This is a genomic window from Aureimonas sp. Leaf454 (assembly GCF_001424685.1).
In the GTDB taxonomy this organism is placed as follows: domain Bacteria; phylum Pseudomonadota; class Alphaproteobacteria; order Rhizobiales; family Rhizobiaceae; genus Plantimonas.
Genome location: NZ_LMQT01000004.1, coordinates 33,330 through 60,147, shown reverse-complemented (window position 1 = coordinate 60,147; position 26,818 = coordinate 33,330). Strand labels below are relative to the sequence as shown.

The following is a 26,818-nucleotide window of genomic DNA, read 5'->3' as shown; positions in this document are numbered from 1 at the left end:
CCGCACAAGGAATGCTTTCCATGCAGGACACCGACATCACGCAGAGACTTGCGACCTGGGCCACCGGGCTTCGCGGCAGCGACATTCCCGCAGAGGTCCGCCGCGAGGGCGTTCGCACCTTCGTCAACTGGCTCGGCTGCGCGGTCGGCGGGGCGCGGCACGAGACGGTGGACCGGGCGCTGGAGGCGGTGAACCTCTTCACCGGGCCGGCGCGGGCGCAGGTGATCGGCCGCACCGAGCGGCTGGACGAGCTGCACGCCGCGCTGATCAACGGCATTTCGAGCCATGTCCTCGACTATGACGACACGCATCTGAAGACCATCATCCACCCCGCCGGTCCCGTCGCCTCGGCGATCCTCGCCGTCGCGGAAACGCGCGCGGTCTCGGGCGAGGACTTCCTGACCGCGCTGATCCTCGGCGTCGAGGTGGAATGCCGGATCGGCAATTGCGTCTATCCCGAGCATTACGACCGGGGCTGGCACATCACCGGCACGGCCGGCGTCTTCGGCGCGGCGGCGGCGACGGGCAAGCTCCTCGGCCTCGACGCGCGGCAGATGACCTGGGCCTTCGGCATCGCGGCGACGCAGTCCTCGGGCTTTCGCGAGATGTTCGGCACGATGTGCAAGAGCTTCCATCCCGGAAGAGCCGCGCAGAACGGCGCGATGGCGGCCTTCCTCGCCAAGTCCAACTTCGATTCCTCGCTCCGCGCCATCGAGGCGCCGCGCGGCTGGGCGAACGTCCTCTCCACCAAGCAGGACTATTCCCAGATCGTGGACGGGCTCGGCGAAAGCTGGGAAGCCGGGCTGAACACCTACAAGCCCTTCGCCTGCGGCATCGTCATCCATCCCGCCATCGACGGCTGCCAGCAGCTGAAGGAGCGGCTCGGAGCCAAGGTCGCAAAGATCGTCTCGGTGGAGCTTCGCACCCATCCGCTCGTTCTGGAGCTCACGGGGAAGACGACGCCGCAGACCGGGCTCGAAGGCAAGTTCTCCGTCTTCCACGCCGCCGCGACGGCGCTTCTCAAGGGCGACGGCTCGCCGACCGCCTTCACCGACGAGATGGTGCGCGATCCCGCGATCATCGCGCTGCGCGACAAGGTCAAGGCGACGACCGACGGCTCGGTCCACGAGGACGCCGTCCACATCGCGGTGACGCTCGACGACGGCGAGCGGATCGAGCTTCACGTGCCCCATGCGCTCGGCAGCCTGGAGCGGCCGCTCTCCGACGAAGCGATCACCGACAAGTTCGCCCGGCAGTCCGCGCCGGTCATCGGCGAGAGCGCCACCACCGACCTCATCGCCAAGGCATGGGCTCTGGCCTCCACGGCCGACGTCGCGACGATCGCCAAGGCCTCGGCGGGCCCGGCATGACGCAGGCCGCGCCCATGCAGGACCATCTCGTCATCGGCATTCTCAACGGCGACGACATCGGGCACGAGATCGTGCCCGCCAGCGTCGAGGTCGCGCGCGCGGCGGCGGAGAAGACCGGGCTGCGCATCGACTGGCGGCCGATGCCGATCGGGCGCACCGCGCTCGACACGCACGGCTCGACCTTTCCGGACGGCACCATGGAGGCGCTGTCGACGATGGACGGCTTCATCCTCGGGCCGATCGGGCACCGCGCCTATCCGAAGGTTCCCGGCGCGATCAATCCGCACCCGATCATGCGCAAGGGCTTCGGCCTCTTCGCCAACGTGCGCCCGACCCGCGCCTATCCCGGCCTCGGGGCGCTGCGCGACGACATCGACCTCGTGATCGTGCGCGAGAACAACGAGGGGTTCCAGCCCGACCGCAACGTCGTGGCGGGTTCGGGCGAGTTCCGGCCGACCGAGGACGTCACCATCTCCGTGCGCGTCATCACGCGGGCGGGCTCCTCCAAGGTCGCGCGCGCGGCCTTCGAGATCGCGCGCCAGCGCAAGAAGCGCCTGACGGTCGTCCACAAGAACACCGTCTTCAAGCTCGGCTGCGGCATGTTCGTGGAGGAATGCTACCGCGTCGGCGCGGAGTTCCCGGATGTTGTGATCGACGAGGTCATCGTCGACACGATGGCCATGCGCCTCGTGCGCGATCCCCAGAGCTTCGACGTCGTCGTCACCACCAACATGTTCGGCGACATCCTGACGGACGAGGCGGCGGGTCTCGTCGGCGGGCTCGGCATGGCGCCGGGCCTGTGCATCGGCGAGGGCGCGCTCGCCATGGCGCAGGCGACGCACGGCTCGGCCCCGGACATCGCCGGCCAGGGCATCGCCAATCCCTTCGCGATGATCGAGTCCACCCGCATGATGGTGGAATGGCTCGGCCACAACCGGGGCATTCCCGAGGCGCTGGCCGCGAGCGCCCTCATGGAACGCGGGATCACCGAGGCCCTGTCGCGTCCCGAAACGCGCACGGGCGACATCCGGGGCACGACCGGCACGCGCGGCATGACCGACGGCATCCTCGCCGCCATCGCCCGCGCTGCGTGACGATAGGCGGCTGATGCCCAAATCCTCGGCTCAGGCCCCGAACGGGCTTGGGCCGATGCGGTATTGCGCCCGCTCCGCCGCGTCGAGCTGGCGCGTCAGACCCTGCTCCCATTCCAGATAAAGCCGCGCGGCCTCCAGATTGCCGTCGTGCCGGTCGTGGACGAAGGCGAGATGATCGATCGCCTCGGCATCGCCCGGCGTTCCGCAGTCGCCCGCCAGGATCAGCCCCGCCTTGCGCCAATCCGTCTCCTCGCCCTCCACATGGCGGATGTCGCGCGCCCCCCGCGCGAAGAGATCGCGCGCGGCCAGACCCGCGACGTCGGCGTCGCCGACGAGGACGAGCCGCGCGCCCGGCGCGATCGCCGGCAGGCGCGGGCGGATCGACCAGCGCGCGCCGGGCAGATGGCTGGCGCGATAGGCGCGCGAGGCGCGCAGGTCGAGGAGGATCTGCCCCGACGCCGCGAGCCGGACGCCCTCCGCCGCCGAGATCTTGCGCAGACGCATCGGCTCGGCCCCGAGCGGCGGATCGGCGCGCTCGAAGCGCTCGCCCGCGACGGCGTCGACCTCGCGCAGGATCGCGACCTCGTAGCCGAGGCATGTCAGGAAGACCGCCGCGACGGCGGCGCGAAGGCCGGTGTCGTCGAGAAGGACGACGCGCGAGCGCCGCGTGGCGATCCATCCGTCCGTCGCCTGCACCAGCTGGACGGCGGGCGCGTGGACGGCGCCGGCGATGGTGCCGGCGGCAAACTCCTCCGCGCTCCGGACGTCGAGGACATGGAGCGTCCGTCCGGGATCGGCGGCGAGGCGGGCAAGGCCGGCGAGGTCGATCTCGGCGAGGCCGGCCCGGCCGAGCAGGGCGTCGGCGCGGACGCGGCTCGCCGCGAGGCCCGCCGGCCCGAGGGCGGGCAGCGGCGGCGCGCGGCGTCCGTGCTCCAGCGCCCGGCCGGACAGGGCCCAGCCCTGCGTGCCGTTCTCCAGGGCGAAGACCGGGTTCGGCAGGCCCGCCAGCGCGAGGCTCGCCGCCCCGACGATGCTGCGCGTTCGGCCCGCGCAATGGACGACGACGGGCGTTTGGCCGTCGGCCAGCAGCACGTCCGCGCGGTGGCCGAGTTCGCCGTTCGGGGCGCAGTCAGCGCCGGGCACGGTCATCTTGGCGTGTTCGGAGGCCGGGCGCGTGTCGAAGAGACGGAAGTCGCGCGCCTCCTCCCGCCAGTCCGCGAGCGTGTCGACGGAGATGCGGGGCACGTGCCAGGTCTCTTCCAAGAGTTCGCCGAGCGTCTTGGACGGCAGGTTCACGCCCTTGAAGAGCGTGAAGCCCGCGCCGGCGAAGGCCGGCGCGCCGCCCGCGATCCAGGAAACGTCGCGGTAGCCCATGCGGGTCAGCCGCTCTGCCGCCCGCTCCGCCAGCCCGTCGCCGTCGTCGACGAGGATGATGGGCACGCCCGCGCGGGGCGCGAGGCCGGCGACGTCGAGTTCGAGGCGCGAATAGGGACAGGGCACGGCCAGGAAGGGATGGCCTTCCCCGTAGAGCCCGTGCTCGCGGATGTCGAGGCAGGCGACCTCTTCCGACCCGTCCAGCCGCGCCTTGGCGCTCGCGGCGTCAACCGGACCCGCCATCAGGCCGCGTCTCCCGCCCGGTCGTCGGCGCCAAGCCCCGGATCGCGTGCCGGCTCGTTCCCCTCGAGGAAGGGCAGAAGCGCGCTCAGGACCAGATCGGGACGCTGTTCGGCGGGATAATGCCCGGTCGGGATGGCGAAGCCCCGCAGGTCGTCCGCCCACTGGCTCCAGGCCTCGATCGGCTTCAGGTGCCGGCCGACATGGCTGTTCGATCCCCAGAGGACGAGAACGGGACAGGCGATCCTGCGGCCCGCCTCGACATCCGCCCGGTCGAAGGCGAAATCCAGGGTCACGGTCGCGCGATAATCCTCGCAGACGGCGTGGATCTGCTCGGGCGTCGTGCAGCGGGCATATTCGGCGAAGGCCTCGGGCGCGAAGATCGAGAGGCCGACGCCCTTCTTGTTCAGCTTGTAGTTGATGTAATAGTCGAGATCTCCCGTGATCAGCGTCTCGGGAAACGGCGCCTTCTGCGCCATGAAGAACCAGTGATAGCTCTCCAGCCCCCAGCCGAGCGTGACGTTCGAGAGGAGGTTGTAGGTCGGGATGATGTCGAGCGCGCAAAGGCGCGTCACGGCGTCCGGCGCATCCAGCGCCATGCGGAAGGCGACGCGCGCGCCCCGGTCGTGGCCGGCGACGGCGAAGCGCTCGAAGCCAAAATGGCGCATCACCTCGAGATTGTCCTCGCCCATGGCGCGGAAGGAATAGGCCGCGTGATCCTCGCCGCCGTCCGGCTTGGAGCTGTCGCCGTAGCCCCGCAGATCCGGCGCGACGACGGTGTAGCGCCGGGCAAGGTCCGGCGCGACGCGGTGCCAGCTGACATGGGTCAGCGGATTGCCGTGGAGGAGGAGCAGCGGCGGCCCGTCCCCGGAAATGGCGACGTTGATCTCGGCGCCCCGCGTCGTCACCCGCTCGTAGCGAAAGCCCGGCATCAGCGCGGCCGCGCCGGATGGGAAGGCGCCGGACGGGGCGGCACCGGAGGAAGAGGCCTCGGAGGAAGAGGCCTCGGACGGGGCCGGGCCGGGCGACGGGGGCACGGTTGCGGACAAGTCCGACGGTCCCGGATGCGTCAGCTGCGACATGCTCTGTTCTCCCGTTTACGGCCCGGCACACGGGTCGCCCGGCGAACCGCGACGGGTATCCTGCCCGTCGGCCGGCGGCGTTCGCCCCATGCCGTACCGTCGGGAACGCGCCGGTCCTCGCGGCCCGAACCCACCGCCGGCACGTCACGCTCCTGCCGTTGAATTGTCAACAGTTTATAATTGACAATTGGAGATCCGGATGGAAAGACGGGGCCTCGACGCTCGTTCAACCTGCAAGGACCGAACCGATGAAGCGCATGCGGATCGCTTCCATTCCCGGCGACGGCATCGGCACGGAGGTCATGCCCGAGGGCATCCGCGTCCTCGAAGCGGCGGCGGAACGCTTCGGCCTCGACATCGCCTTCACCCCGTTCGACTTCGCCTCCTGCGACTACTATGCCCGCCACGGGCAGATGATGCCGGACGACTGGAAGGCGCGGATCGACGGACACGACGCGATCTTCTTCGGCGCGGTCGGCTGGCCGGACACGGTGCCCGACCACGTCTCGCTCTGGGGCTCGCTTCTCCAGTTCCGCCGCGAGTTCGACCAGTACGTGAACCTTCGCCCCGTGCGCCTGATGCCCGGCGTGCCCTCCCCGCTCGCCGGCCGCAAGCCCGGCGACATCGACTTCTTCGTCGTGCGCGAGAACACGGAGGGCGAATATTCCTCGATCGGCGGCGTGATGTTTCCCGGCACCGAGCGCGAGATCGTGATGCAGGAGACGGTGATGAGCCGCGTCGGCGTCGACCGCATCCTCGCCTATGCCTTCGACCTCGCGCAAAGCCGCGAGAAGAAGCACCTGACCTCGGCCACCAAGTCGAACGGCATCTCGATCACCATGCCCTACTGGGACGGGCGGGTGGAGGAGATGGCGCGGCGCTATCCAGAGGTGCGCTGGGACAAGTACCACATCGACATTCTCTGCGCGCATTTCGTCCTGAACCCGGACCGGTTCGACGTCGTCGTCGCCTCCAATCTCTTCGGCGACATCCTCAGCGATCTCGGCCCCGCCTGCACCGGCACGATCGGCATCGCGCCCTCCGGCAACATCAATCCGGAGGGGCGCTTCCCCTCCCTGTTCGAACCCGTCCACGGCTCGGCCCCGGACATCGCGGGCAAGGGCATCGCCAATCCCGTCGGGCAGATCTGGGCGGGTGCGATGATGCTCGATCATCTCGGCCATCCCGAGGCCGGGGCCGCGATCGTCTCCGCGATCGAGGCCGCGCTCGCCGACCCCGCGACGCGCACCGCCGATCTCGGCGGCAGCGCCGACACCGCGACCGCCGGCAAGGCCATCGCCGACCGTCTTCTCTCCCGCTGAGCGAGGTTTCTATGCGCTCCCGCCTTCCCGTCATCGCGCTCACCATGGGCGACTGCACCGGCATCGGCCCCGAACAGGTCGCGCGCATCCTCGCCGACCGGCGCATGGCCGAGGCCGCGCGCCTCGTCGTCGTCGGCGATGCCCGCGTTCTCGACCTCGGCGCCGATCAGGCCGGCGTCTCCCTCCCCTTTCGCCGCTACGAGAGCCCCGCCTCGGTCGACTGGGACGATCCCGCCACGGCGCTGGTCGATCTCGGCAACACCGATCCCGCGCTCCTTCCCCCCGGCATCGCCTCGGCCGAATCCGGCCGCCTCACCGGCGAGACGCTCGCGCGCTGCATCGCCTTCGCCACGGCCGGCGAGGTCGACGCGATCGCCTTCGCGCCCTTGAACAAGCGGGCGATGTTCGACGGCGGCTGGAGGTTTCCCGACGAGCACAAGATGTTCGCCCATCTCCTCGGGCACCGCGGCTATTTCAGCGAGATGAACGTGCTCGACGGCCAGTGGATGTCGCGCGTCACCTCCCACGTCTCGCTGCGCCAGGCGCTCGACCTCATCGACCGCCCGGCGATCGAGGCGGCGATCACGCTGGCGACCGACATGATGGCGAAGGCCGGCATCCCGAACCCGCGCCTGGCGGTCGCCGCCCTGAACCCGCACAATGGCGAAGGCGGCCTGTTCGGCATGGAGGAGATCGAGATCATCCGCCCCGCCGTGGAGGCGATGAAGGCGCGCGGCATTGCCTGCGAGGGGCCTTTCCCCTCCGACACGGTCTATCTCAAGGCCTTCGCCGGCGCCTATGACGGCGTCCTCTCGATGTATCACGACCAGGGGCAGATCGCGACGAAGATGCGCGGTTTTAACCGCGGCGTCACGGTGACGGCGGGCCTGAAGACCGTCTTCACGACGCCGGCCCACGGCACGGCCTTCGACATCGTGGGGCGCGGCGTCGCCGACACCGGCGCGCTGGAGAACGCCATCCGCCTCGGCGCGCAGCTCGTCGCGCGGCAAGCGGCCTGAGGCGAGGGGGCCTGAGGCGAGGGGGCCTGAGGCGAGGGGCCGAGCCGGACGGCACGGCGCCGCGACGGCGGCGGACCCGTCAGGCCGCCTCGGCCGCGTCCTTGCGGTCGGGCAGCAGCGCGGCGATCCGGGCGGAAAGCTGCACGCTTGCAGCGTCCACCGGCACCGTGGCCGGCCCGTCGGGCGGCTCCGCCGCATGACGCTCGACCAGCGCCGCGCCGCCGACGAACCGGCCCTCCTCGTCGAAGAGGTCCGTCGGGTCGATCCCGAGCCGGGCCGCCGCCGCTGGGCGCTCGGCGGGCCTTGCCCGGTCGAGCGACCGGATCGCCCGGCGCAGCCCCAGGCGCGCCGCGACGACGTCCGGGTCCTCCACGAGCAGCGGGACGCCCTCGGCCTCCGCCCGCAGCCAGGCCTTCAGGCAATCCGCCATGCCGCCCGGCGCGCGGCCCGCCAGCCGCGCCGAGACCTCGACGCGAACGTCGAGGGGATGCACGAGACGCGCCCCGGCGGCGCGCGCCTTCGAGACCAGCGCCAGATCCTCGCGGAAGGGCAGCGGCGGCAGGCCGCCGAGATCGCGGTGGAGATCGCCGCGGATGGCGAGGCTCCCGCCAGTGTGGTCGCCGTGCCGGGGCCAGGGATCGTGGTCGAGCGGATCGAGAAGGCTCGCCAGCCGGTCGCAGAGGTCGGCATAGGCGAGGAAGGCCTTCGCCCGCTGCTGAAATCCGGGACCGAGGAGCGCCTCCTCCTCGGGATTGCCGATGAGCTTGCCGCCGACGAGATCGGCCCCCGCCTCGACGGCCCGAAGGTTCGCCGACACCCAGTCCGGCGACGGGACGGCATCGGCGTCGGTCGTGAGGATCACGCCCCGCGCCGGATCGGGAAGCAAAGCCAGCGCCCGCTCCATCGCGAGCCGGCGGGCCGACCCGACATGGGCCTGCGCCGCGGCGAAGCGGACCTCGACGAGATCGATGGCGAGGTTGCGCCAGCGGGCGAGGCCGCGCTCGACCACGCCGCGCGTGTCGTCCTCGCCGTTGTTCAGCACCACCACGACGTCGAGCCGGTCTCCGGCGCGGCACCAGCTCTGCCCGTCCAAGGCGGAAAGAAGCAGCGGCAGCCGCTGCTCCTCGTCGCGCGCGGGCACGGCGACGACAGGGCGAAAGCGTGTCGGCCGCACGGCCAGCCTCTGCGGTGGAGCGATCATGAGACGATCTCCTGTCGCGATCTTAATCCGCCGTTCGCAGGCTTCGTTCCCCGGCCGATGCAGTCGCGGGCGCGGAACCCTCGCCCCAAAACGTCGGCCGCATCGTCCGAGAGGATCGCTCCCGGCCAAGCCCGTCCATCGCCTGTCGATCCGCTCTTGCTCTCAAGCCTTTGATCGCCGCGTCATCGTCAGATCTTTCCGAGGCTTAGACGATCAACTCGGTCGTTGCCGCGTCGGCACCGGGGTCGCCGGTCGACGATCTTCCTTCGCGCGACCGTATTGTTCGGATCGTCTGTCGGAACACGCCGAGGTGGTGGGGCCTTCTCCCGGCATCCCCCCATCAAAGGTGCTCAATGATCCCCTCCCATCTTCGCAAGGATGCGCTCGCCCTCGTCCTGGTCCTTCCCGCGCTCATGCTTCCCGCGGCCCCGGCCTTCGCGCAGGAGGCGCCCAAGCCCACCGCCGAGATGCAGGCCGTGCTCGACAAGCTGAAGGAGCTGCAGGCCCAGCCGGTCTCCACGCTCACCGTGCCGCAGGCGCGGATGCAGGCGAGCGCGGCGGATGCCGCCGCGGCCGTGCAGCGCGACCGGAAGATCTCGCCGGCCCCGGAATCCAAGGTGACCACCAAGGACATCGCGATCCCCGCCAAGAGCGGCAACCTGCCGGCCCGCCTCTACATCCCCGAGGGTGGCGCGGGTCCCCTCCCCGTCATCGTCTATTATCACGGCGGCGGCTGGGTGATCGCCGACATCAACACCTACGACGCCTCCGCGCGCGGCTTGGCACTCGGCGCCGGCGCAATCGTCGTCTCGGTCGACTACCGCCATGCGCCCGAGCACAAGTTCCCCGCCCAGCATCAGGATGCCTACGACGCCTATGTCTGGACGGTGGAGAACATCGGCTCGGAGAATGGCGACACGCGGCGGATCGCGGTCGCCGGCGAGAGCGCGGGCGCCAATCTGGCCGCCGACGTCGCGCTGATGGCCAAGGAGATGAAGGCGACGCTCCCCGTCCACCAGCTCCTCGTCTACCCCATCGCCAGCAACAGCATGGAGACCCCGTCCAAGAAGGCCTTCACCGACACCGCGCCGCTGTCGACGCCCGATATCGGCTGGTTCGTCGACCATGTCTTCGCCGCCAAGGCGGAGACCGCCGATCCCCGCGTGAACCTCGTCGGCCGGACCGATCTGTCGGGCCTGCCTCCGGCGACCGTGATCGCGGCCGAGATCGACCCGCTCCGCTCCGAGACGGAGGAGTATGCCGAGAAGCTGAAGACCGCCGGCGTTTCCGTCAACGCGAAGACCTTTTCCGGCGTGACGCACGAGTTCTTCGGCATGGCCAAGATCCTGCCGCAGGCGAAGGAAGCCATGGAGATGGCGACGGGGGACCTGAAGCAGGCCTTCGCCAAGACGGCTCCGTAAGTTCTCTGGGAACGGGCGTCGGCGCGGCATCGGCGAGGACCGGTGCCGTGCCCGTCCGATCCCCCCTTCTCCTTCTGTCCAGCCCCTCCTCCTTTTCATCCGCCAAGACGGGACCGACCGACATGAAGATCCTTTCCCTTTCCCTTTCCCTTTCTCTTCCCCTTCCCCTGATGCTCGCCCTCGCCGCGCCGGCGGCCCTCGCCGCCGAGCCGGCCCGGGAGCCCGATGCCGCGGCAGCGATGATGACGGTCGCGACGCCGGACTTCGCCAAGACGGTGATGAGCTCCGACCAATTCGAGATCCAGTCGAGCCGCATGGCCGAGACCAAGGCGCAGAGCGCCGAGGTGAAGACCTTCGCGGCCGAGATGATCCGCGATCACGAGAAGGCCGAGGCCGACCTCAAGGCGGCGCTCGGCGCGGACGCCCCGGCCGCGCCCGAGCTCGCCCCCAAGCACGCCGCCATGCTGAAGCAGCTGGAAGCCGCGGACGGCGGCGATTTCCAGACGCTCTACATCGACATGCAGGCGCAGGCGCATCGCGAGGCCGTCGCGCTGTTTCGCACCTATGCCGGCTCGGGCGACACGGCCGAGGTCGTCGCCTTCGCCAAGGCGACCCTTCCGGTGCTGGAAGGCCATGCGATGCACGTCAAGTCTCTGGTGGCGTCGAACTGACGCTCCGGGCGTCGAAGGCCCCGCCGATCCGGCGGGGCTCCGCTGCTTCGGCGGCTAGCGTTTCGGCGCAAAGGTCGCGGGACACGTTCGGGCCGGTGCCTCGTTGTCCTCCGCATGTTCAACCGCAGGGACGACGCGAAATGATGGCGACAGCGGAGAAGACCGATCCCGCCCTCTGGGACCAGGTGAAGGCGGAGGTCACGAAGGGCACGAAGGGCGGCAAGGCGGGCCAGTGGTCTGCGCGAAAGGCCCAGCTCGCGACCCACGAATACCAGGAACGCGGCGGCGATTACGTCGGCGGCCGGAGCGAGGACAACAGCCTCAGCCGATGGACCGAAGAGGACTGGGGCACGAAGTCGGGACGGGACAGCGACGAGACCGGCGAGCGCTACCTGCCCCGCAAGGCCCGCGAGCATCTGACCGACGCGGCCTATCGACGGACCACCGCCAAGAAGCGCAGCGACACGCGCAAAGGCCTGCAGTTTTCCGCGCAGCCCGCCGATATCGCCAAGACAACCGCCCAGGACCGGAAGACGGCCGGCGCGGACGGCCGCACGAAGGCCGAGCTCTATGCGCAGGCCAAGCGTCGCGGCATCGCGGGCCGCTCGAAACTTTCCAAGGCCGAACTCGCGGAGGCGCTGGCATGACGGCGAAGCAAACGGATGCGGCGGGCGACGAGGCCGAGATCGCGGCGTCGTTCGACGAGGCGGTCAACATGACGCCGTCCAAACTGGAATCCTGGCTCGAAACCGAGGAAAGCGGCGAGGTCGGCTTCAAGTCGGGCGGCGAGGCGTCCGAATCCGTCGGCCATCATTCGGGCCGCCGCATCGTGGAGATCAAGCGGCGCAAGGTGGCCGATCGCACGGCGGACGACATCGCGCACATGCACAAGGTCGTCTCCTACGTCCACCGCCATCTCGCGCAGCGGCCGAAGGGCGACATCACGCAAACGCGCTGGCGCTATTCCCTGATGAACTGGGGTCACGATCCCGCCAAGTGAGGCATCCGGCCCGTTCCCGTCCCCCTCGTGGCGCGGGAGCGATGGCCGGCGGGGCTGGACCGGGCCCGACCGGCAGGGAATGTTGACGCGAAGGGTTCGAACGAAGGAGTCGCAGCATGGAACGGTTCACCGGGGGATGCCTCTGCGGCGCGGTTCGCCTGGAAGCGCGCGGACGCCCCTACCGGGTCGGCCTCTGCCATTGCCTCGACTGCCGCAAGCATCACGGCGCGCTCTTCCAGGCCTCCGCGATCTTTCCCGAGGAGGCCGTCGCGATCCTCGGCGAAACGCGGGACTTCGCCGGTCGCCATTTCTGCCCGCGCTGCGGCTCCTCGGTCTTCGCCCGCAGCGGCGACGAGACGGAGGTGATGCTCGGCGCGCTCGACGCACCGGACCTGCTGGCGCCGCCCTACGAGTCCTGGACGAAGCGGCGCGAATCCCTGCTGCCGCCCTTCCCGATCGACCGGCGCTACGAGCGCGACCGCACCAGCGCCTCGCGCCACGAGGACGGGCCATCGGACGACGGTCAGGCGGCCCCGTCCGATGCCGGCCCGGCGCCCTTCGCTGCGGCGCGAGAATAGGACAGCATTGTTGACATAAATCGCCGTTCGGTGCGATGGAGGGGCCAGGAGGACGCCCCATGGAACTCGCCGATCTCTTCGCCACGCGCGCCGCGCGCATGAAGGCCTCCGAAATCCGGGAGCTCCTGAAGCTCCTCGACCAGCCCGACATCATCTCCTTCGCCGGCGGCATTCCCGATCCCGCCCTCTTCCCGCACGAGGCCTTCCGCACGGCCTATGCCGAGGTCCTGAACGGGCCGAACGCCAATGCCGCGCTCCAGTATCAGGTGAGCGAGGGCTACAAGCCGCTGCGGACCTGGATCGCCGCCGAGATGGGGCGGATCGGCATTCCCTGCGACGAGGGCAACGTCTTCATCACCTCGGGCTCGCAGCAGGCGCTCGACTATCTCGGCAAGCTGTTCCTGTCGCCCGGCGACACCGCGCTCGTCACCTGGCCGACCTATCTCGGCGCGCTCCAGGCCTTCAACGCCTACGAGCCGACCTACGACCGGCTCTCGCCCGGCACGGGCAACATGACGCCGGACGCCTATCGCGCGGCGGCCGAGGCCGCGGGCGGGCGCGTGAAGTTCGCCTATCTCGTTCCCGATTTCGACAATCCGAGCGGACGCACGCTGACGCTCGCCGAGCGCGAGGCGGTGCTGGATCTGGCCGAGGACCTCGACATCGCCGTCATCGAGGACGCCGCCTATCAGGCGCTGCGCTACGACGGAACGCCCGTCCCCCCGATCCTTTCCATCGACGCCGCGCGTTCGGGCGGCATCGACGAGGCCCGCACGATCTATTGCGGCTCCTTCTCCAAGACGCTCGCGCCGGGGCTGCGCATGGGCTGGGTCTGCGCGCCCCGCCGCATCGTCGACAAGCTCGTCCTGATGAAGCAGGCGGCCGATCTCCACAGCCCCTCGATCAACCAGTTCGCCATCCACCACGTCGCCGAGACCGTCTTCGCCGAGCAGGTCGCTCGGATCCGGGGCGTCTACGGCGCGCGCCGCGACGCGCTGCTCGAAGCCCTCGAAGCCTCCATGCCGGCGGGCGTCTCCTGGTCGAAGCCGGAGGGCGGCATGTTCGTCTGGGTGACGCTGCCCCCCGAGATCGACGCCGCGACGCTGCTCGCCCGCTCGATCGCGGAGGCGCGCGTCGCCTTCGTGCCGGGCGCGGCCTTCCATGCCGACGGGAGCGGGCGCAACACGCTGCGCCTGTCCTTCACGCTCGCCGACGAACGCGCGGTGAGCGACGGCATCCCCCGCCTCGCGGCCCTCATCCGCGACGAGACGCAGCGCCTCGCCGCCTGACGACGCCGCCGCCTCGATTGAGCGTGGCGTCCGAGATCGGACGGGGTCCGGCGCGATGCTGGCGGAGCGGGATGCCGGGGAAGTGCGAGGCCGGTCCGCTGGGGGAGCGCATCGCGCCGGGCGGACATGTCCGGCCCCGGTCGCCCGATCCTCAGGCCGCGAGCCGGTTGATCCAGCCGTGCAGGACGTCGTCGGCGCGCTCGCCGGTCGCCGTTTCGCTTTCGCCGGCCCGCGCGTCCTTCGGCAGGATGCCGAAGCGCGTGGTGAAGGCGCGGCTGAAGGTCTTGGCGTCGGCGAAGCCGCAGGCATAGGCGACGCTGGAAATGCGCGGACGCACCCCCTCGACCGGCTGCGACAGGAGGCGCATGGCCTTCATCAGCCGGCGCTCGCGGATATAGGCCTGGACGCCGCCCTCCTCGGAGAAGAGCCGGTAGAGCGAGGCGCGCGACATGGCGAAGCGCGCGGCGAGGCTTTCCACGTCGAGCCCGGGATCGCCGAGCGCGCTCTGGATGAAGCCGCGCACCTCGATCGAGGCGGCGAGATCGCCGGTGCGCTCCGCAGCGCCGGTGGCGGGCAGGCAGGCCGTGCAGAGCTTCGCCGCCGCCTCGGCCATCGGCTGCACTTGGTGCGGGGCGAGCGCATTGCCGTTGGCGATGATGCCGGCGAGATAGGAAAAGAGCATCTGCGCGACGGGATCGGTTCGATAGCCGAAGACGGTGCCGTGCAGCGCGTCGAGCGCGCCGAGCCGGTCTCCGAGGAGCGTGCGCGGGAATAGGACGCTGATGCTCTCGACGGGGCTATCGCTGTCGACGAGGATCGGCTGACCGAAATCGTGGACGAGAACGTCGTTGGCACCGACCTGACGCGTGAGGCCGTTGGCTTCGACGCGGCTGCGGCCCTTCGTGTAGAAGCGCAGGAGAAGATGGTCGACGCCCTGGAGAGCGGTCCGGCGCAGGCTGCGCTCCTGGATCTGGGCGGGCGCGGCGATGTCGCCGAGGATCATGTTGCCGACGAGAAGCGTGGTCATGGCGGGCGGCGTCGTCAGATCCGTCTCCGGCTTCGGCGCGAGGTCGAACGCGGGTTCGACATGGCTGCGCCAGGCCTCCCAGCGTTCGTCCGGCCGATCCGGAGCAGTGAAGTCGTGTCGGATCAACGACGGCATCGGAAGTCCTGGTGGGACAAGTCGGGGTTGCGGTAACATGACGGCGCAAGCGCTGAAGCACCGTCGTCGATCTCAATCCGGTGCCGAACGAGGCGCAGCCGAATCGACAGCGATCGGGCCGGAAGCCCTTGTCGTGCCAGCGGGTTGGCGCGGCCGCTAGCAAGATATACTTAGTATGGAATGGACCGGTCCGCGGAAGGTTCCGGCTTCCCCAGGGGAACACGCGGGGGATGTGGCGCGAAGTCGGGCCTGTCGTCACGGTTTCGCTCCCGGCCGCGGTGGCCGGGAGCGCTCGAAGGTGCCGTCCGTGCCGACCGGTCATCCCGAGGAATGGCCGGTCGAAGGGGCGGGGCGTCTTACTGGAAGAGACGCAGGATCTGCTGGGTGGACTGGTTGGCGATCGAGAGCGCCTGCACGCCGAGCTGCTGCTTGGTCTGCAGAGCCTGAAGGCGGGTCGACTCTTCCGAGAGATCGGCGTCGATGAGGTTGCCGACGCCCTTTTCGATCGTGTCCATCAGCGTGTCGACGAAGGTCGTCTGCAGGTCGATGCGCTTGGCGATCGCGCCGAGCGTCGAGGCCGCGGTGGTGACCTTGTTGATCGCCTCATTCACGACCGTGATGTAGGCCGTGATCGCCGTGCGGACCTTCGCGCCGTCGAGCGCGCTGCCCGGCAGGCCGTCCGTCGTCGCGCCGCGCGCCTTCATCGTGGCGTCCGTGATGTCGATCGTCGAGACGCCGATCGAGGACGTGCCGGTGACGACGACGGGAGACGTCGTGTCCTGCGTCACGGTCGTTGCGGTGACGGCGACGGCCGACGTCGCGCCCGTTCCACGGGAGGTGAAGGTGATCGAGCCGTCCGACAGCGCGCCGACCAGGAGGTCGTCGCCGCTGGCGAAGCCCACTTCGAGCGCCGTGTCGACCTCGATCGCGCTGATGATCACCTGCTGCATCTCGGCGACCGAGTTGATCTTGCCGTCGGTGGTGCCGAGAGCGGCGTCGATCTTCGCCTTGTTGATCGTCACCGGCACGGCGCCGGCTCCGTCGACATTGATCGAGAACTCGATCTTGGCGTCGCCCGTGAAGAGCATCGGCCCGGTAAACATGCCGGTCTTGGCGACGGCCGAAGCATAGGTCGTCGAGCCGCCGGCGGCGTCGAAGACGGTCCCGAGGACGGTCGATGTCGTTTCAGCGCCGGCCGTGTTGGTGAAGGCGGCACCCGCGACGACGACGCCGCGCGTACCCATCGCGGTCGTGCTGAGCGAGGCCGTGGAGGTGTAGGACAGGAAGCCCGAGGCATCGAGCGAGACGGCGACGCCGGTGACGCCGGCATCCGACAGACCCTGCTTCACGACCCTGACGAGGTCGGCCGCCGACGAGATCTGGATCGTGTTGGACGAGTCGCTGAGCGCGTTCTGCACCGTGCCGCGACGGATGTTGACCGTCTTGGACGATGCGCCGTCGACCGCGACCGTGAAGGTCAGGACGTCGGCGATGTCATCGAAGATCAGCGGACTTCCGGGAAGGTAGGCCGACGTCGCCGCGTCTGTCGCATTGCCGCCGACGCCCGCGCCGTTGGCGATGCCGCCGGACGTGATCGCGCCCGGAACCGTCGAGCCGGAGACCGAGGCCGCGCCGCCGAAGGTGAGGTTGGTGCCGTCGGTCGCCTTGAGCTGGACCGCGCCGTCGAGGATGCCGTCCGAGCCCAGTGCGGAATCGTAGAGCTTCACGGTGCCGATGTTGACGTCGATCGTGCCGATCGCGACGGAGCCGGCGGAATCACGGGAGAAGGAGGACACGACGGTCTTGGCGGAAGTGAAACCGGCAGCCGAGGAATTGACCGACAGCCAGTTCTCGCCGGAGAAGGTCGAGGAGGAGGCGATCGACTGAAGCTGCTTCTGCAGTTCGGAGATCTCGGTCTGGATCTTGGAGCGGTCGACGCCGTCCTGCGTGGCGGCGGTCAGCTTCGACTTGATTTCGTCGAGAACTTCCTTGGCCTTGTTGAGGCCCTGATAGGCGGTGTCGACGGTCGCGGCGCCGAGGCCGAGCGCGTCCTTGACGGTGGCGAGCGACTTGTTGTCGGACTTCAGCGTCGTGGAGATCGACCAGTAGGCCGCGTTGTCCTTGGCTTCGCCGATCTTGAGGCCGGTCGAGATGCGGCCCTGCGTCGTCTCCAAAGCTTTACTGGTCGCCTGCAGAGTCCGCAGGGCCGTGGTCGCCGACGAATTTGTGTTGATGCTCGTCATTTTTGCTCTCCGTGAGAAGCAACTTCAGAAAATGACATGAAGCATTTTGTACGGACATCATCATGACGCCGGTTTTATCTAGAACTTCTTGCTTCGATGTGGATTTTCGACTTTGAAGCTTAACGGGAGCTTAATTTCTATACTTGAAAAAATCGCTTTATTAACACTCATTGCGGATCAGTTAAGTCGCATGGCGTCTCAGGAGCCGGTGCCGTTAAATCTTTGTTAACCATTCGTCAGGCGAGCGAATCGACCCATCCTCATGGGATGTCGCGGGGGATCGGCGCGGTTTCCGCCCGATCCTCCGCGGAGGCGGACCGGCCCGGATGGGCCGGCGCGCCGGCAGGGAAGCGGCCGTTTCGATGCGATGAGATGTGCGGAAGCGGCGCGGAACGGATCGTCCCGATGCGGGCCGTCCGGGTCGCGGCGGCGCCCTCCCCCGTCCGCGTCCCGCGGCGCAGGCGGTCCGGACCGGGTGGCGTCGCTCCGCGTCGACGGCGCGCGAGAGCGGGGACCGGCGGGCGGTTCGGTGCGTCACCGGCCGCCGCGCGGCGCGATCCAGGCGCGGCGCGGCCGCCGCCCGGACGGGACGAGGCCTTTCAGAGGCCGAGATCGGTGAGGCCGGGATGGCCTTCGGGGCGCACGTCGCCGTCCCAGACGAGGCGGCGCTCGGTCTCGGAAATGGCGACGTCGTTGATCGAGGCCTCGCGGCGGCGCATCAGGCCGGTCTCGTCGAACTCCCATTGCTCGTTGCCATGCGAGCGGAACCAGTCGCCGGCGGCATCGTGCCATTCGTAGACGAAGCGCGCGGCGATGCGGTTCTCGTGAAAGGCCCAGACCTCCTTGATCAGCCGGTAGTCGAGTTCGCGCCGCCATTTCTCGTCGAGAAAGGCGACGATGGCCGGACGGCCCTTCAGGAACTGCGAGCGGTTCCGCCAGACGCTGTCCTCGGTATAGGCGAGAGAGACGGAAACGGGATCCTTGCGGTTCCAGGCATCCTCGGCGCGGCGCGCCTTCAGGGCGGCGCTCGCGGCGTCGAAGGGTGGAAACGGTGGGCGCGGCTCGGACATGGCATGGATTCCCCGGACGGCGCCCGAACCGTCGCGGCCGGGCCAACGCGGCCGTGCGGTAGATGGAGCGCGGGTCCCCGTCCGCCAGTCGCGGCGGAGCCTCTCACGCTCGCTCTCCCTTTCCCCCTCTTCCCTTTCTCCCCCTCCCCTCGACCGGCGCGCGGGTTCTTCCGGGCGATCATCGGGACGGATCGACGGGGAACGGCCAAACGCGGCGGCCTTGCGGGGAGACAGAAGGTCGTGGCCGACGGAAACGGGGCCGGGAGACGGAGCGCTGCGTGGGGATCCTCGATCCGAGGCTCCGCCGGTCACCCGAGGAACCGCGTCCTCCCGGCGGGCGGCGCCGTCGAACAGCCGGGATTGGCGTCGCGATCGCGTCGAATTGGTCCGACCAGAACAGCCGGAATAGCCGGATCGATCTTGACGGGATCAACGCTTCGGTGCTAGATCCGCGGTGTTTTTCGCGATCTGGTCCGACCAATGCACCCAGCCGTCTCCACTCGCGCCGCCGGGATCCCCCACCCGTGACCCCGCGCCTGTCCGACCGCGTGGCCGAGCGGCTGGTGGCGATGATCGCGGAGCAGGCGTTGCAGCCGGGCGACCGACTGCCGGCGGAGCGAGCCTTGTCGGAGGCGATGGGCGTCGGGCGTTCGTCGCTGCGCGAGGCCATCGGGCAGCTCACCGCCAACGGGCGTCTCGCCACCCGGCGCGGCGGCGGCACCTATGTCGGCCCGGGCCAGCCCCGCGGCCAGACCGGCGGCGTGTCCGGCGGCGGGACGGTGCCCGGCGCAAGGGGCGGGCCGGCGGGCGCGGCCCCAGGCACGAGATCCGACGCGCCGGTCTGGTCGGAAGGCGCGATGATGGCGCCGCTCGGCGGCCTTCTCGGCGCGGACCCCGCCTATCGCTACGACGTCCTCGAGATCCGCCAGTCGCTCGAGGGCGCCGCCGCCCGCGCCGCGGCGCTTCGCGCGACGCCGGAGGACAAGGCCGGGATCGCGCAGGCCTTCGCGGCCATGCGGCGCGGAACCGCGCCCGGCCCGAGATCGAAGGGGCAAACGGGGCCGGAGCCCGCCGCCGGTTCGAGCCAAGCCGCCGCGGAGGCCGAGGCCGACGCGCGCTTCCATCTGTCGATCGCGCGGGCCTCGCACAACGTCGTCCTCTTCCAGGTCCTGCGCGGCATGTTCGATCTCCTGCAGGCGACGACGACGCGCAATCTCGAACAGCTCTATCTCCTGCCGCGCATCCGCGAGCCGCTCGAGGAGCAGCACCGCGCGCTGATGGACGCCGTGGTGGCGGGCGACGCGGCGGCGGCCGAGGCCGCCTCCGACCGTCACCTCGCCTTCGTGCAGTCGAGCCTGCGCTCCCTCGACGAGGATGCCGCGCGCCGGGCGCGCGCGCGCTCCATGTCTCCCATGCCGGGGCCCCCCCTGCCGGAGCCCGACAGGCCGCGGCCGAACCCGTCGCGGCCGAACGCGCCGGGGCCGAACGGGGCGGGGCCCGACGCGTCGAGCGAAGCGGCGCCCGCCGCGCCCGCGGGAGCCGAGGATGCCGCGCGCAGCCGGACCCGCGCCGAAACCTGATCCGCCGCCGTCCCGCCCCTCCCCTCGTCGGGGAGAGGGGTCCGGCGATCCCCTGAGAAGCCCCGCGCCGGCCCCGTCCGTCGCCCGACAGGAGCCCGAGCCATGATCATCTCCGCCTCGACCGACTACCGCGAAGCCGCGCGCCGACGCCTGCCGCCCTTCCTCTTCCACTATGCGGACGGCGGCGCCTATGCCGAGACGACGCTGAAGCGCAACGTCTCCGATCTCGCCGAGGTCGCGCTGCGCCAGCGCATCCTGCGCGACATGACCTCGCTCGATCTCTCGACGAAGCTCTTCGGCGAGACCGCCGCGATGCCGGTGGCGCTCGCGCCGGTCGGCCTCACCGGCATGTTCGCCCGGCGCGGCGAGGTGCAGGCCGCCCGCGCGGCCGCGAGCCGGGGCGTTCCCTACACGCTCTCCACCGTCTCGGTCTGCCCGATCGAGGAGGTCGCGCCCTCGATCGACCGGCCCATGTGGTTCCAGCTCTACGTGCTGAAGGATCGCGGCTTCATGCGCAACGTTCTGGAGCGGGCGAAGGCGGCGGGCGTGAAGACGCTGATCTTCACGGTCGACATGCCCGTGCCCGGCGCGCGCTATCGCGACGCGCATTCCGGCATGAGCGGGCCGAACGCGCCGCTGCGCCGCATGATCCAGGCCGCGCTTCATCCGCGCTGGGCCTATGATGTCGGCCTCAAGGGCCGCCCGCACGATCTCGGCAACGTCTCGCGCTATCGCGGGGAGGCGACGGGCCTTGCCGACTATATCGGCTGGCTCGGGACGAACTTCGATCCCTCCATCTCCTGGCGCGATCTCGAATGGATCCGGCAGGACTGGAACGGGCCGATGGTGATCAAGGGCATTCTCGATCCCGAGGACGCGCGCGACGCCGTGCGCTTCGGCGCCGACGGGATCGTCGTCTCCAACCATGGCGGCCGCCAGCTCGACGGCGTCCTGTCCAGCACGCGCGCCCTCCCCGCGATTGCGGACGCGGTGAAGGGCGACCTCACGCTGCTCGCCGACGGCGGCATCCGCAGCGGGCTCGACGTCGTGCGCATGCTGGCGCTCGGCGCCGACGGCGTCCTCATCGGCCGCGCCTTCGTCTATGCGCTCGCCGTCCACGGCGAGGCGGGCGTCGCCAAGCTTCTCGACCTCATCGCCGCCGAGATGCGCGTCGCGATGACGCTGACCGGCGCCCGGACGATCTCGGAGCTCTCGGCGGACTCCCTCGTCTCGGCCTCGATGGCGGTGGAGCGCGAGATGGGCCGCACCGTGCCGCGCCTGCCGCTGGAGGCGGCCGCGGAATAGGAGAATAATCCTGAAAGAACGCCGCCGCGTGCCGCCCGTCGAGGCACGCGGCGGCCTTCGGCGTCGTCCGGGCCGCGACGAACGTCCCGCGCGGGCTCGGCGCCGAAATCCGGGCCCGGGTTTTGGCCAGGATTGGGGCCGGAATTCGGGCTAGGATGCGGGTGGGACTGCCGAGGGCTCCGGTCGCCGTCGGCGCCGGCGACCCGTCTTGAGCGACGGCAAGCCCCCGAACCAGACCCTTTGCCATCCCCTCCCCTCGTCCGGAGCCCCCGATGTCCCGCCCGTTCCTCCTCGTCGACGTCTTCGCCTCCGGTCCCTGGTCCGGCAATCCGCTCGGCGTCGTCGCCGCGGCCGAGGGGATCGGGGCCGAGGAGATGCAGACGATCACGCGCTGGCTGAACCTGTCGGAGACCGTCTTCCTCCTGGAGCCGACCGAGCCGGCGGCGGATTATCGCGTGCGCATCTTCGCCCATGCGCGCGAGCTGCCCTTCGCCGGTCATCCCACGCTCGGCGCGGCCCATGCCTTTCTCGCCCTCGGCGGACAGCCGAAGGGGGAGACGATCCTGCAGGAATGCGGCGTCGGCCTCGTGCCGATCCGCCGAAGCGACGATGAGGTGTCCGGAAACGGGGATGCAACCGGAAACGGCGACACGCGCCTCGCCTTCGCCGCGCCGCCGCTGATGCGCTCCGGTCCCGCCGACGAGGCGGAGATCGCCGAGATCCTCGAGGTCCTGCGCCTGCCGCGCGAGGCGGTTCTGGCCGCGCAATGGGTGGACAACGGACCGGGCTGGGTCGCGGTGCTTCTCGGCTCGGCCGAGGCCGTGCTCGCGGTGTCGCCCGCCGGCTCCCATCATCGGGGGATCGACATCGGCATCGTCGGCCGCCATCCCCCCGGCCACGACGCCGACTGGGAGATCCGCGCGATCTTCAGCGATGCCAGGGGAACCCTGATGGAAGACCCCGTCACCGGCAGCCTCAACGCCTCCGTCGCGCAATGGCTCTACGCCAGCGGGCGCGCGAGCGGCCCCTATGTCGCGGCGCAAGGCACCCGGCTCGGCCGGACCGGACGCGTCTTCGTCACGAAGGAGGCGGACGGTCGCATCTGGGTCGGCGGACGCTGCCGCACCTGCTTTTTCGGAGAGACCGTCCGCGGATCCTGACCGTGCCGCACGGTGCGCGGAGAGCGCCGGGTTCCTCGTCTCGACGCACGCCGCTGGCCTCATTCCAGCGCCCGCAGCATCGGCTCGACGCGGAACGCGCCCTTGGCGGCCTTGGCCGTCAGGCTGCGCAGATATCCGCCCGGCGAGGTGATGCGGTCGGAGCGCTGGAGCATCGCGGCGACGACGGTCGCGGCGGGGATCTCGCCCATGGTCCGGCAGGCCTGCCGCCAGGCATCCTCCGAAATGCCGAGGAACCCGCGCACGAGCCCCGCCAACTGCACGAAGGCCCGCCAGTCCCGCACCGGCTGAAGCGCATAGGCCGTGATCTCCGGACAGAGCCGCAACACCGTCGACAGGTCGAAGCTCATGCCCCGCACCTCCGGCGCACGCCCACCCTCCCCAGCCCCGCTTCCGGCAACGCCCGCTCCGGCGCCAATGGACGGGTCAGTCTCCTCCGCGGTTCGGCTCGCCCCTCCCCCATCGCTCCCATCGCCGCCCCCGTCACCGCCGGTCTCGCCGCTTCGCTCGTCCGCTTCGGCTCGCGATCGGGTCCCTGCCGGCGTGCCGCGCATTCCGCCGCTTTGCCGTTTCCACCCTTCATGGCCGTTGGATTCAGTGGATGGGTCTGTCGTTGAATTCTGATGGTGGCGCTCAGAACGAGCGTCATTGGCGCTCATTTCCTGGTGTTCCATCTCGGCCTGCGTCAGGGCGTCGAGATAGGCCGTCTCGGCTTCGGCGCGAAGGCGCAGGAGATCGGCTTGCGCCATCGTGAGAAGGCCCAGCGGGGCCTTGGCGTGACGGGGCAAGGCAAGAGCCTCGAGGCGCTGGAGGACGGCCGGCCAGGGTCCGGCACGCTCCTCCGAAAGCGCGGCCTCGACGATCTTGCGGATGTCGCGGCGATGGAGGGAGATGGCCTGGCGCAGGCGCGCGGCGATCCGGGCCTGCCGGCGCTCGATCTCGGCGGCCTCGAAGATCGCGCCGGCCTTCAGCGCGAGGGCGGACAGATCGAAGCCGAAGGCGTCGCCGCCGGCGCCGTCGTCCGTGTCCCCCTCCCCGTCCCTCGGGCGTCGGCGAAAGCGCTTGCCATTCGGACTGTCGCGGCGAAACACCAGTTCGGCGGCGACAAGCGCGGCGATGTGCCGACGCAGCGTCGCGGGCGCCATGCCGCGCGTTCGCAGCGACAGCTCGCGGTTGGAGGGAAAGACGATGATCGGAGCGGCTCCGTCCAGCGTCTTGCCCGGCCGGAACGACAGGAGCGCCTCCAGGACGGAGATCGTGCGGTCCGACAGGCGAAAGCGCTCGCGCGCTTCGGAGAGCGCGCGCAGGAGCTGCCATTTGTCGGCGACGCGCCCGTCGTCGTTCGAGCCGGCGCCCGATCCGCCCGTTCCGCCGGTGCCCGCGGCGCGCCCGGCCGCGTTCGAGGCCTCGGCTTCACGGCCGAGCGCCATCTGCCCCTGTCGCTCGCGAAGCCGAATTTCCGCCACCACCAGGGCAGCCGAAATCGGTCTCGCGCCGAAGGGCGAGGTCCATAAATGTCCGGTCATGGTTCGCAAACCGATGCGAAGGCAAAGCAAAGCCGTTGCCGGAACGCGCCCGACTCTTGACAGAGACGACCGGAGATGATTCTTTCAGATTGCTACATCGAGAAAGAGGCTTCCGGGCGGTGACGTTCTGGGGGCCTTTTTTTCGTCTCCGATCTCGTTCCTTTCCTGTTGCGTTTCGGGTTCGTCGCGGCTCCGGTCCCCTCGGTCGAGGGCATCCGGACCCGGATGGTCAGCGTCGGCGCGGCTTCTTGTCCCGCGCGCCGTCGATCTCTCGCTCCTCCTGCGGGCCGTCCGTTCGGGCGGCGGCGAAGGCGGCGTGAAGCTCGGGAATCCGGCCGGCCAGAAAGGCCGCGAAATCCGCCTCGCCGATCTCGATCACCGCGCCCTTGCCCGAGCGCCTCAGCGCGCCGATCCGCGCGCCGTCCGGCGACAGCAGGGCCTCCTCCGCCGCCGCAGCGCTCGGCCGGGCGAGCCTGGCCCAGACCAGCGCGAAGCGATCGTCGCTGGAGGCGAGCCGAAAGCGGTCCCGTCCGATCTCGTCCTCGGCCTTCTGCCGGTTGGCCGCGTCGGCGCCGATCCGTTCGGCCAGCGTCATCCAGCGCGGACGGCCCGCGCGCGGGGCCGGGCCGATGGCGGCCGCGATGTGATGCGGGATGAGGTCCGCGACCTGCAGGAGTCGCGTCAGCTCGGCCTTGTGGAGCGAGAGCGCCGATTGCACCGTGCGGCGCTCGAAGCCGCGCTCCAGAAGCGCCCGGCAGAACAGCGCGCGCTCGATGAAGGAGAGGTCGCGCCGCTCGGAATTTTCCTTGCCCTGCGCGAGCACGAGCTCCTCGTCGGTGAGCGGCCGGACGACGGCGCGAACCTTCAGGCCCAGCGCCTGCGTCGCCGAGATGCGGCGGTGACCGTAGGCGGCCTGATAATGGCCGGCTTTCGCCTTGGCGGGATCGGGATGGGGCCGAACGAGGATCGGCACGGTCTGGCCGCTCTCCGAGATCGAGGCCTTCAGGCTTTCGAAGCTCTCGTCGCCCTCCCCGCCCCGGCTGAGGCGATCGGCGACGAAGGCCGGCTCGATCCGCGCGGGATCGAGCTCGACGACCTGATCGCCGCGCGCGATGCTCTCGCGAAGCGCCCTCGCCTCCTCCGCGCCCGACCGCAGCGAACCGAGCGCAAGGCCCATGGCCTTGACCGCGCCGGAGGTCGTGCGCTCCGGCAGGGGCTTGGGCTCGGGAAGGGCTGCACCGGGGGATGATGCGGCGGGCGCGCCGGGAGAGATCGCGGATCCCGTCGCTTGGATCGCGTCCGGTCCCGCGTCTTCGCGGCCGTTTCCGGCATGATCGCCCCCGCCGGGCCCGTCAAGACCGGGCGGCGTCTCGCCGCCCCGGACCTCCGGGGCCCGCCCCTCGCTCGCGGACGGACCGCCGGTAGGCTCCGCAGCTTCCCGGTCCGCCCTCGCGGCCGTTCGTGAGGGGGAGCGGGACGGCGACGGCGTTGCCGTTGCCGAGGGCGTCGTCGATTGCGTCGTCGATGGCGACGCGGCCGAAGGGGCCGGTGCGGGCTTGGCCGTCGGCGCCGGGCTCGCGGCCGGACCGCCCATCAGCAGCGCGCGCAACTCGTCCTTTCGCTTGCTCATGCCCGCCCTCCGTTCGCTTCCGCACGAGCGCCATCATGCGGCCGTCCGGCGACAGGGGGATAAGTCGCGGGCCGATGCCTCGGCCGCGCGGAAGAAAGGTCGGTGCGGGACAGAGGGCTTTTCATGCCGCCCGCCCCCAGGCGTCCACGACCAGCGCCTCGATCTCCTCGTTGACAGCTGTCAACGCCTCCATCGCGCGATCGTAGGTGAGGCGGGAGAAGTTCTCGCGCCCGACCTCGTAGAGGGTCTGCTTGGTGAGGCCGGCATCGGAGACGGCGGTGGATTTCAGCATGGCGTTGGTGAGGACGCGCGAGCCGAACTGGGCGCGCAGGAAACCCGCGATCTGCGCCTGCGGGCCGTCATGCGGCTCGTAGCGCGTCACGAGATAGCGCAGGAAGTCGAAGTTCAGCGTGCCCCCGGCATCGCGCACGACGCCGAGGAGATCGGAGGTCATGAACAGGAACTGGCTCATCGAGGCGACGTCGAGCATCTGGGGATGCACGGTCGTGATGACCGAGGTCGCCGCGCAGAGCGCGCCGAGGGTGAGGAAGCCGAGCTGGGGCGGACAGTCCAGCACCACGACGTCGTAGCGGTCCGCGACCGAGGCGATCGCATCCTGCACGCGGGCGAAGAAGGGCACGCCGCCCTCGTCCTCCACGCCGGCCAGCTGGCGCGGCGTCGTGTGCTCGAACTCCTGGAGCTCGAGATTGCCGGGCACGAGGTGCAGCCCGTCGAAATAGGTCGGGCGGATGATGTCGGACATCGCGAGACGCTTCTCGTCGTAGCGGATCGCGCCGTAGAGCGTGTCGTTGCCCGTGAGGTCGAGCTCGGGCTGGTAGCCGAGCAGCGCGGAAAAGGAGGCCTGGGGGTCGAGGTCGATCGCGAGCGTGCGATAGCCCTTGAGGGCGAAGTGCTGCCCCAGATGGGCGGCCGTCGTCGTCTTGCCGGATCCGCCCTTGAAATTGGTGACGGCGATGACCTGGAGATGCTCGCCCGCCGCCTCGTCTCGCCATTTGAGATATTGCCGCGACTTGGCGCTGCCCGGCTCGTGCTGGCCGGCGAGATGGCGGCGCAGCGCGTTGATGTCGGCCAGCGTGTAGGAGCGGCGGCCGGCGGGGCCGATCTCGGGTTGCGGCCCCTCGCCCGATATGGAGAGCTGACGCAGATAGCCGTCGGAGACCCCGATCAGCTTGGCCGCCTCGCCCGAGGTGAAGGAGCGCAGCGTCTTGAAGGCGGATGGCGGGAACAGGCGCTGGCGCATGGCCGAGAGTTGGCTCGACAGAAGCCGCGCGTCCTCCGCGATCTGCAGGTCGGCCGGGAGCGCCGGTTCCTTGGTCGTCCGTGTCACCTCGGTCTGTCCGTTCTCGTTGGCTCGTGCGAGCATCGCCGTCATTCTCCGATTCTGGATCTTTGACCCAGGCTAGAAGTCCTGACTTGCGCTGACCTCGCGCGGTTACGCTCTT

At 70.1% G+C, this 26,818-nt stretch carries 22 protein-coding genes; 13 read left to right on the top strand and 9 right to left on the bottom strand.

Annotated elements, in window-relative coordinates; all coding sequences use genetic code 11:
* Positions 1–20: 20 nt before the first annotated feature.
* Both ASG43_RS06670 and ASG43_RS06665 read left to right on the top strand, forming a co-directional pair.
* Positions 21–1,370, top strand: coding sequence for an MmgE/PrpD family protein (locus ASG43_RS06670; protein WP_056502221.1), 1,350 nt, complete (start codon positions 21–23; stop codon positions 1,368–1,370).
* Positions 1,367–2,464 carry an isocitrate/isopropylmalate family dehydrogenase gene (locus ASG43_RS06665; protein WP_056502218.1) on the top strand — a complete coding sequence of 366 codons (1,098 nt, stop codon included), beginning with the start codon at positions 1,367–1,369 and terminating at the stop codon, positions 2,462–2,464. The genes ASG43_RS06670 and ASG43_RS06665 overlap by 4 nt, the downstream gene beginning before the upstream one ends.
* A gap of 30 nt (positions 2,465–2,494) precedes the next feature.
* On the opposite strand, the gene ASG43_RS06660 is transcribed toward ASG43_RS06665, so the two are convergent.
* Together ASG43_RS06660 and ASG43_RS06655 are read right to left on the bottom strand one after the other, a co-directional pair.
* Positions 2,495–4,081 carry a rhodanese-like domain-containing protein gene (locus tag ASG43_RS06660; protein WP_056502082.1) on the bottom strand — a complete coding sequence of 529 codons (1,587 nt, stop codon included), beginning with the start codon at positions 4,079–4,081 and terminating at the stop codon, positions 2,495–2,497.
* The gene (locus ASG43_RS06655; protein WP_244488006.1) at positions 4,081–5,160 is read right to left on the bottom strand and encodes an alpha/beta hydrolase; all 1,080 of its coding nucleotides are present in this window, start codon (positions 5,158–5,160) and stop codon (positions 4,081–4,083) included. The genes ASG43_RS06660 and ASG43_RS06655 overlap by 1 nt, the downstream gene beginning before the upstream one ends.
* A 248-nt stretch (positions 5,161–5,408) precedes the next feature.
* On the opposite strand from ASG43_RS06655, the gene ASG43_RS06650 reads away from it, so the two are divergent.
* Complete coding sequence (locus ASG43_RS06650; protein ID WP_056502079.1) at positions 5,409–6,482, top strand: tartrate dehydrogenase; 1,074 nt, start codon at positions 5,409–5,411, stop codon at positions 6,480–6,482.
* 11 nt (positions 6,483–6,493) lie between these two features.
* Entirely contained in the window at positions 6,494–7,501 is a 1,008-nt protein-coding gene (locus ASG43_RS06645; RefSeq protein WP_056502076.1) for a 4-hydroxythreonine-4-phosphate dehydrogenase PdxA, read from the top strand.
* A 79-nt stretch (positions 7,502–7,580) separates the two neighbouring features.
* Here ASG43_RS06645 and ASG43_RS06640 read toward each other — a convergent pair whose 3' ends face one another.
* Positions 7,581–8,702, bottom strand: coding sequence for a glycosyltransferase family 2 protein (locus ASG43_RS06640; RefSeq protein ID WP_056502073.1), 1,122 nt, complete (start codon positions 8,700–8,702; stop codon positions 7,581–7,583).
* A 353-nt stretch (positions 8,703–9,055) separates the two neighbouring features.
* On the opposite strand from ASG43_RS06640, the gene ASG43_RS06635 reads away from it, so the two are divergent.
* The 6 genes from ASG43_RS06635 (at position 9,056) to ASG43_RS06610 (ending at position 13,661) form a co-directional block, all read left to right on the top strand.
* A complete protein-coding gene (locus tag ASG43_RS06635) occupies positions 9,056–10,123 on the top strand; it encodes an alpha/beta hydrolase (protein WP_056502072.1) in 1,068 nt (355 codons plus the stop codon).
* 122 nt (positions 10,124–10,245) lie between these two features.
* Positions 10,246–10,794, top strand: a complete 549-nt coding sequence (locus ASG43_RS06630; RefSeq protein ID WP_156386539.1) for a DUF4142 domain-containing protein — start codon at positions 10,246–10,248, stop codon at positions 10,792–10,794.
* A gap of 140 nt (positions 10,795–10,934) precedes the next feature.
* Positions 10,935–11,441: a DUF5872 domain-containing protein gene (locus ASG43_RS06625; RefSeq protein ID WP_056502065.1), complete on the top strand. Its 507-nt coding sequence runs from the start codon at positions 10,935–10,937 to the stop codon at positions 11,439–11,441.
* Complete coding sequence (locus ASG43_RS06620) at positions 11,438–11,794, top strand: DUF3140 domain-containing protein (protein ID WP_056502063.1); 357 nt, start codon at positions 11,438–11,440, stop codon at positions 11,792–11,794. The genes ASG43_RS06625 and ASG43_RS06620 overlap by 4 nt, the downstream gene beginning before the upstream one ends.
* Positions 11,795–11,910: 116 nt before the next feature.
* A complete protein-coding gene (locus tag ASG43_RS06615) occupies positions 11,911–12,372 on the top strand; it encodes a GFA family protein (protein WP_082490700.1) in 462 nt (153 codons plus the stop codon).
* Between the two features lie 59 nt (positions 12,373–12,431).
* Positions 12,432–13,661 (top strand): PLP-dependent aminotransferase family protein, encoded by a 1,230-nt coding sequence (locus ASG43_RS06610; protein ID WP_056502059.1) that lies wholly within the window; start codon positions 12,432–12,434, stop codon positions 13,659–13,661.
* A gap of 151 nt (positions 13,662–13,812) precedes the next feature.
* On the opposite strand, the gene ASG43_RS06605 is transcribed toward ASG43_RS06610, so the two are convergent.
* The 3 genes from ASG43_RS06605 to ASG43_RS06595 all read right to left on the bottom strand — a co-directional run bounded on the left by ASG43_RS06605 (position 13,813) and on the right by ASG43_RS06595 (position 18,136).
* Positions 13,813–14,823, bottom strand: a complete 1,011-nt coding sequence (locus tag ASG43_RS06605; protein WP_162244686.1) for a helix-turn-helix domain-containing protein — start codon at positions 14,821–14,823, stop codon at positions 13,813–13,815.
* Between the two features lie 356 nt (positions 14,824–15,179).
* The gene (locus tag ASG43_RS23480) at positions 15,180–17,066 is read right to left on the bottom strand and encodes a flagellin (RefSeq protein ID WP_082490698.1); all 1,887 of its coding nucleotides are present in this window, start codon (positions 17,064–17,066) and stop codon (positions 15,180–15,182) included.
* A 599-nt stretch (positions 17,067–17,665) separates the two neighbouring features.
* A complete protein-coding gene (locus ASG43_RS06595; protein ID WP_056502050.1) occupies positions 17,666–18,136 on the bottom strand; it encodes a nuclear transport factor 2 family protein in 471 nt (156 codons plus the stop codon).
* A gap of 524 nt (positions 18,137–18,660) precedes the next feature.
* Here ASG43_RS06595 and ASG43_RS06590 point away from each other — a divergent pair.
* From ASG43_RS06590 to ASG43_RS06580, 3 genes are all read left to right on the top strand, one after another.
* Positions 18,661–19,716 carry an FCD domain-containing protein gene (locus tag ASG43_RS06590; protein ID WP_056502048.1) on the top strand — a complete coding sequence of 352 codons (1,056 nt, stop codon included), beginning with the start codon at positions 18,661–18,663 and terminating at the stop codon, positions 19,714–19,716.
* A 102-nt stretch (positions 19,717–19,818) separates the two neighbouring features.
* The gene (gene lldD, locus ASG43_RS06585; RefSeq protein WP_056502047.1) at positions 19,819–21,021 is read left to right on the top strand and encodes an FMN-dependent L-lactate dehydrogenase LldD; all 1,203 of its coding nucleotides are present in this window, start codon (positions 19,819–19,821) and stop codon (positions 21,019–21,021) included.
* A 272-nt stretch (positions 21,022–21,293) separates the two neighbouring features.
* Entirely contained in the window at positions 21,294–22,181 is an 888-nt protein-coding gene (locus ASG43_RS06580; protein ID WP_056502044.1) for a PhzF family phenazine biosynthesis protein, read from the top strand.
* 59 nt (positions 22,182–22,240) lie between these two features.
* Here the strand turns inward: ASG43_RS06580 and repC are convergent, their stop codons facing one another.
* From repC to repA, 3 genes are all read right to left on the bottom strand, one after another.
* Positions 22,241–23,725 (bottom strand): plasmid replication protein RepC, encoded by a 1,485-nt coding sequence (repC, locus tag ASG43_RS06575; protein WP_082490696.1) that lies wholly within the window; start codon positions 23,723–23,725, stop codon positions 22,241–22,243.
* Positions 23,726–23,954: 229 nt separating this feature from the next.
* Entirely contained in the window at positions 23,955–25,355 is a 1,401-nt protein-coding gene (gene repB / locus ASG43_RS06570; protein ID WP_056502039.1) for a plasmid partitioning protein RepB, read from the bottom strand.
* 121 nt (positions 25,356–25,476) lie between these two features.
* Positions 25,477–26,739, bottom strand: coding sequence for a plasmid partitioning protein RepA (gene repA / locus ASG43_RS06565; protein WP_082490705.1), 1,263 nt, complete (start codon positions 26,737–26,739; stop codon positions 25,477–25,479).
* Positions 26,740–26,818: the final 79 nt, after the last annotated feature.